Below are 6301 nucleotides of genomic sequence, written 5' to 3'. Positions count from 1 at the left end.
CACAGATCCCGCTGCTGTCGGTGTTCCATCGCGACCCCGACGGCATACGCCATTTCTGGAGTTCGGAACTGGATTTCGCGCCGACGGAGCCGGGCCAGGATCCGCGCGGCCTCGGCACCTGCGAAACGCTGTGGAACCTGATGGATTTCACGCCGGAAGGCCGCCCGAACTGGAACGAGCAGCTGCAATATGGCGAGGCTTGCTGCCACTGAAAGGCAGCTCTGGCCAGCCGCCGCGTTTCAGTTTTCGGAACATGAGTCCCATGGGCTGGCTCGAACGAGGGCATCGGCGAGCGTTCGAGCCCGGCACGGATACGGTGGGGCGATCGAGGCGACATGCGCAGGCTTCTTCCTCATGAGCTGCAACCGGAGTGCCCAAGCGACGTTGGATTGTCCGAGGGATAATTCCAACCGGAGACATGCCATGAAGACGCTTACCATTCTGACCGCAGCAGCATTGCTTGCCGGCGCGCCGGCCTTTGCCCAGTCGAACACGACCGCCACGACTACGCCGCTCGCTACGACGACGAAGGTCGACACTTCGACCTTCATCAAGACGGTGCCGAGCGCCAATGAGTTCGAGATCGAGTCCAGCAAGCTCGCCGAGCAGAAGGCGACCGATGCCGACGTCAAGGCGTTCGCCAAACAGATGATCGCCGACCACACCAAGGCCGGCGAGGAATTCAAGGCGGCGCTTGCCCAGGGCCAGACAACCTCGGCCACCGCACCGTCCGGTCCAGCCCTGCAGCCCAAGGAGCAGAAGATGCTCGATGAATTAAAGGGCGCCAGCGGCGATCAGTTCCAGGCCAAATACATCGAGATGCAGACCAACGCCCACAAGGAAGCCGTGGCGCTGTTCAGCGGCTATGCGCAATCCGGCGACGACCCGGCGATGAAGGAATTCGCCAAGAAAACCCTGCCGACGCTGCAGATGCACGAAAAACATGTGAAGGAACTGGCCGCCGCGCATCAGGGGTGAGGGCGGTTCAAGGCCGACGCTCTACGGCGCCCCCCTGGGGGCGCCTTAGAGCGTTACGGTGGCAAACCAAGCACAATAATGAGCGGCGCTCAGGTCGACCTGATCTGCTCCACCGCGGTCACCAGCAGCTCTTCCATGGCGGTGCATATCTGGGCATCCGACTGGGCGATGCCCGCCGCGTCGAAATCGGCGCGCACCTTGCGGAACACGTCGTTGTCGCCGGCCTCTTCGAAATCCGCGTGCACCACTTCCTTCGCATAGGCGTCGGCGTCCGCACCAGATTTGCCAAGCTTTTCGGCGGCCCAGAGGCCGAGCAGCTTGTTGCGGCGCGCCATGGCCCTGAACTTCGTATCCTCGTCCATCGCAAACTTCTTTTCGAAGCCTTCCTGACGGTCTCTCATGCTGCTCATGGTTTGCCTCGTTTGATGTGAGTCCGGTCTTCAGCCCAAGGGAAAAGCGGGCAGGGAAGGCGAGAGTGGCGTGCATGGATGTCATTAGCAAGGCCGGATCGTTCACGCCGGCGATCGAGCGGGGCGCCTGGCGGTTCCGGTCATTTGGCCGATGTGATTTGACGTTGCCGCGCCGTGTCCTACTCTCGAATGCTGCTGGACGAACCGAGGAGACAAGCGATGCAGTCGCCTTTCAATGGAATTCGCAGCGTCGCGCTGACGGCGGCCGTGATGCTTGCCGCCGGCACCGCGGCCTATGCCCATCATGGCTGGTCGTGGACGCAGGACGGGTTTTTCGAACTCAGGGGCAAGATCACGGCCATCTATATCGGCAATCCGCACGCCACGCTGGATGTCGACGCCGAGGGCGAGGCCTGGCGAGTGGAGATGGCGCCGCCATCCCGCACCATCGCCGCCGGCTTCACGGAGGAGGTGGCCAAAATCGGCGACGAGGTGACCGCGATCGGCAACCGCTCGCTCGAGGCGAGCGAAAAGCGCATGAAAGCGGTGCGCCTCATCGTCGGCGGCAAGACGTATGATGTCTATCCCGACCGCGTGCCGCCGGCCTAGATGGCGGAGTTCCTTGCCGGCATCGAGCAACTCGCTTTGGCGCGGTGGTTGAAGGCTTCCTTCATCGCCTATCCCGTCGTCAATGCGCTCCACATCATGTCGATCGGCGCGCTGTTGACCAGCGTCCTCCTCATGGACCTCAGGATCTGCGGCGCCTTCCGTTCGCTGCCATACGGCGCGTTCGTCGCGCTGCTGCGCCGCGTTGCATTGGGCGCGTTCGCGGGTGCGCTTGTCACTGGCTCGCTGCTGTTTTCGGTCAAGGCGAGCACCTATGCGGTGATGCCGATTTTCCTCGCCAAGATGGCACTCATCCTTCTCGCCGGCGTTAATTTTTTCGCCTTCCTGCGCTTCGCCAGAGGCGGTGACGAGCCGGCCGGCAGCGCCATCCTGGCTGTGCTCTCGATACTGCTGTGGACTTCGGTGCTGTTCGGCGGACGGTTCATCGGTTTTCTTTAGCGCCGCATCTTCCTTCTCCCCCTGTGGGAGAAGGTGTCGCCGAAGGCGACGGATGAGGGGTGTTCCAGGGAACGCCAACGTCTCACTCCGCTGGACCACCCCTCATCCGTCTCGGCGCTATCGCGCCGATCCACCTTCTCCCACAGGGGGAGAAGGGAAGAACGGCGCTGGCGTTCCGCCAGTGCAGGGATAAGCTCCCTGCAAATGCAGGAGAGGGAGATTTGCCATGAAGAAACAAATCATCGAAGTGCCTGTCATGTCGGCCAAGGTGCGGGCGCTCGGGCTGCCCTGTTCGACGGCTGTCAGGGCCAACGGCTTCGTGTTCATCTCGGCGACGCCGCCGGTGGACATGGTGACCGGCGAGATGGTGCGCGGCGACATCGAGGTGCAGACCGAGGCGTCGCTGAAGGCGCTGAAACACTGCCTGGAAGCGGCCGGCACCTCACTGGAAAACGTGGTGATGGTGCGCATCTACGCCGTCAATTCCGGCTTCTACAATGCGATTAACCGGGTCTATGCGAAGTACTTCAGCGTCAACCCGCCGGCGCGGAGTTTTGTGCCGGTGGCGTCTTGGCCGATGGAGTTTGATATCGAGATTGAGTGTGTGGCTGTGGCGTGAGCAGCCGTTCTGCCAAAGCGCAACTAATATCTCTATTTCTTATCGTTCCCCGAAGACGCCTTCAAAGACACCGATTGCGATCGTACCGCAAAAGGGCCACGCAGTTCTTGTGGTCGTGCGCTTAGGGATTTAGCTACCTGACTCAAATTTCTATGTAGCTGGCTGGAGTGCTGCTTAACATTTGTGTTTGTCACAGGTTCTCCTCGCAGATTTTGAGCCATCGGTTGATTCCTCCGTGATTCCTATTAATGAATCTTTTCGTTTCAACGGACAAGTTAAATGTCCAGTTCCGGGGGGAACTCATGACATCGAATGACAACGCACTAAACGAGTCCACTGATTGGCCCGAACTCATTTTTGGGTTGGTTGGGCCAATTGGTGTGAACATGCGCATCGTAGAACAAAAACTGCGCGAGGCGCTCGTCTCAGTTGGTTACAATCCACAGTCAATTCGACTGACCGATCTGATGTCTCGAATTGCGGTTGAAGGTATCGAGATTGACGACGGGTCGAACCCGGTTGCGAAATACGAATCGAAAATCCGATATGCAAACGCAGTTCGGAAGAAATGTGAAAATGACGCCGCTCTGGCGGCGTTGGCGATCGATGAGATTCGAAATTGTCGTGAAGCCCATTGGAAAGTGACTGATCCTTCCCCGGACGCGGAAAAGCGCCCTGTCGAGCGCGCGGCTTATATCCTTCGACAATTAAAAAGAGCCGAGGAAATTCTACTGCTCAGAAAAGTCTATGGGCGAAAATTCATCCAGATATCTGTCCACCTAAGCGAAAAAGATCGAAAGAAAAATCTTGAGCGTGACATTGCACTTAACAACGCGAATTTAACACCGAAGCAATGCACCGAATATGCTGAAAGTCTCGTTGAGACGGATATGAGCGAGCGCTCAGATATCCATGGTCAGCGCATTGAAGAGGTCTTTCATATGGGAGATGCCTTCATAAGTGGTCGAAACGAGGATAGCATTTCTCGGACGACGGACCGTTTCATAGCCGCATTCTTTGGAAAAAACTCGATAAGCCCGACAAAGGATGAGTACGGATCCTATATGGCGGCCTCAGCATCACTTCGATCTATTGACCTTTCTCGCCAAATTGGGGCGGCAATATTTTCAATACGGGGCGAAGTAATATCGCTTGGCTGTAATGAAGTTCCAAAATTTGGTGGCGGGACCTATTGGACTGAAGACGACGATCCTCATCGAGATTTTGATGATGGGATTGATGCCAACCGCACCGAGAAGAATCGCATAATTTTTGACTTTCTTCGCACGCTGGAAGGTGCTCAAGTTTTGAGGGATGGATCATCCGCTGCAACGATCTACTCTGATGAGAATGTCCGAAAGCGAATCAAAGATGCTGCAATTTCGGACATAACGGAGTTCGGCAGGATGACCCATGCTGAAATGACGGCGCTATGCGATGCTGCTCGATTGGGTAGAGCGACCGCCGGCGCGACAATATTCGTCACGACGTTTCCATGTCACAACTGTGCTAAACATATCATCGCGTCAGGAATTAGAAGAGTCGTATTTATTGAACCTTATCCAAAGAGTAAGGCGTTGTCATTGCATGAAGATTCCGTCTCACTGGACGACAGTCAAGAAAAGAGAGTTATTTTTGAGCACTTCGTTGGAATCTCTCCGAGACGGTATAGGGACATATTTGAGAAAACGTCCCGGCGAGGTGGTGGCGGGCAGCTCTCGGAATGGTATGAGGATAGCGCAAAGCCACGACTTGAAGATAAGGGTCCATCATACATTTGGAACGAGGAATCTTGAATTTTCTCGACACTCGAAAAAGTGGTGCAAGAGCTGGGCATTGAGCTAGAAAATCAGCAAGAGTCCAAAACTGAGGCGGTTCACTGATCGGCGCGCGGCCGGTACAATCACAAGACTGGCAGGACAGCGCCCCTAAACGAGGGATCAGCCTATCACCTCAGGCAAAATACTCCTGCAGCGGCCTGACTTCCAGGCTCCCCGCCTTCAGCGCCGCAATCGCTTCCGCCACAGCAGCAGCACCCGACAGCGTCGTATAATACGGCACCTTCTGCATCAGCGTTGCACGCCGTAGTGACTTGGAATCCGACACCGCCTTCTGGCCGTCCGTCGTGTTGAAGACGATCTGCACCTGGCGGTTGCGGATGGCGTCTTCGATGTGGGGGCGGCCTTCCAGCACCTTGTTGATTTTCTGGGCGTCGACGCCATTTTCGGCGAGGAAGCGGGCCGTGCCGGAGGTGGCCAGCACCTTGAAGCCGAGGCCGGCGAGGCGCTTGACCGCCGGCAATATGCCTTTCTTGTCCTCGTCGCGCACCGAGACGAACAGCGTGCCGGAGCGGGGCAGGTCGACGCCGGCGCCGAGCTGGCTCTTGGCGAAGGCGAGTGCAAAATCGCGGTCGAGGCCCATGACCTCGCCGGTCGAGCGCATTTCCGGTCCGAGCAGTATGTCGACGCCGGGGAAGCGGGCGAAGGGGAAGACGGCTTCCTTGACCGCGATGTGGCCGGGGTTCCTGGGGTCGGGCATGGCGCCGTAATGGGCGAAGGCGTCTTCCAGCGTCTCGCCGGCCATGATGCGGGCGGCAATTTTCGCAATGGGACGGCCGATGGTCTTGGCGACGAAGGGCACGGTGCGCGACGCGCGCGGGTTGACCTCCAGCACATAGACCGTGCCGTCCTTGATCGCATACTGCACGTTCATCAGGCCGCCGACGTTGAGCGCGCGGGCCAGCGCTGCCGTCTGGCGCTCTAGCTCGTCGACCAGCTCGGAAGGCAGCGAGTGCACCGGCAGCGAGCAGGCACTGTCGCCCGAGTGGATGCCGGCCTCCTCGATATGCTCCAATATGCCGGAGACGAAGGTCGACTTGCCGTCGCAGAGGCAATCGACGTCGACCTCGATGGCGCCACTGAGATAGGTGTCGAACAGCAGCGGGTTCTTGCCCAGCAGCGTGTTGATCTGGCCGGTCTTGTCGTTGGGGTATTTCTGCTTGATGTCTTCCGGCACCAGGCCGGGCACGGTGTCGAGCAGATAGGTCTGCAGCATGCCCTCGTCATGGATGATCTGCATGGCGCGGCCGCCGAGCACATAGGAGGGGCGCACCACCAGCGGGAAGCCTAGCTCGCCGGCAACCAGGCGGGCCTGCTCGACCGAATAGGCGATGCCGTTCTTCGGCTGGCTGAGGCCGAGCTTGTGCAAGAGCTTCTGGAAGCGGTCTGTC

The 6301-nt window shown here is 58.5% G+C and carries 7 protein-coding genes and 1 pseudogene; 6 read left to right on the top strand and 2 right to left on the bottom strand.

Annotated features, from left to right (window positions below; all coding sequences use genetic code 11):
* The coding region (locus EN750_RS14040; RefSeq protein ID WP_127396770.1) for a DUF899 family protein at positions 1–212 on the top strand (212 nt) is incomplete at its 5' end.
* Positions 213–423: 211 nt separating this feature from the next.
* Positions 424–978, top strand: coding sequence for a DUF4142 domain-containing protein (locus EN750_RS14035; protein WP_127321344.1), 555 nt, complete (start codon positions 424–426; stop codon positions 976–978).
* 89 nt (positions 979–1067) lie between these two features.
* On the opposite strand, the gene EN750_RS14030 is transcribed toward EN750_RS14035, so the two are convergent.
* Positions 1068–1388 (bottom strand): DUF1476 domain-containing protein, encoded by a 321-nt coding sequence (locus EN750_RS14030; RefSeq protein ID WP_127396769.1) that lies wholly within the window; start codon positions 1386–1388, stop codon positions 1068–1070.
* Positions 1389–1607: 219 nt separating this feature from the next.
* On the opposite strand from EN750_RS14030, the gene EN750_RS14025 reads away from it, so the two are divergent.
* The 4 genes from EN750_RS14025 to EN750_RS14010 all read left to right on the top strand — a co-directional run bounded on the left by EN750_RS14025 (position 1608) and on the right by EN750_RS14010 (position 4868).
* Complete coding sequence (locus tag EN750_RS14025) at positions 1608–1997, top strand: DUF6152 family protein (protein WP_127396768.1); 390 nt, start codon at positions 1608–1610, stop codon at positions 1995–1997.
* Entirely contained in the window at positions 1998–2453 is a 456-nt protein-coding gene (locus EN750_RS14020; protein ID WP_127396767.1) for a DUF6644 family protein, read from the top strand.
* 226 nt (positions 2454–2679) lie between these two features.
* Positions 2680–3072 carry a RidA family protein gene (locus tag EN750_RS14015; RefSeq protein WP_127396766.1) on the top strand — a complete coding sequence of 131 codons (393 nt, stop codon included), beginning with the start codon at positions 2680–2682 and terminating at the stop codon, positions 3070–3072.
* 302 nt (positions 3073–3374) lie between these two features.
* Positions 3375–4868: an anti-phage dCTP deaminase gene (locus EN750_RS14010; RefSeq protein WP_127396765.1), complete on the top strand. Its 1494-nt coding sequence runs from the start codon at positions 3375–3377 to the stop codon at positions 4866–4868.
* 157 nt (positions 4869–5025) lie between these two features.
* Here the strand turns inward: EN750_RS14010 and EN750_RS14005 are convergent.
* Positions 5026–6301, bottom strand: a pseudogene (locus EN750_RS14005) (carbamoyl phosphate synthase large subunit); the annotation flags it as partial.

This window comes from Mesorhizobium sp. M7A.F.Ca.ET.027.03.2.1 (genome assembly GCF_003999175.1).
In the GTDB taxonomy this organism is placed as follows: Bacteria; Pseudomonadota; Alphaproteobacteria; order Rhizobiales; family Rhizobiaceae; genus Mesorhizobium.
This window is presented reverse-complemented; position numbering and strand designations above follow the sequence as displayed.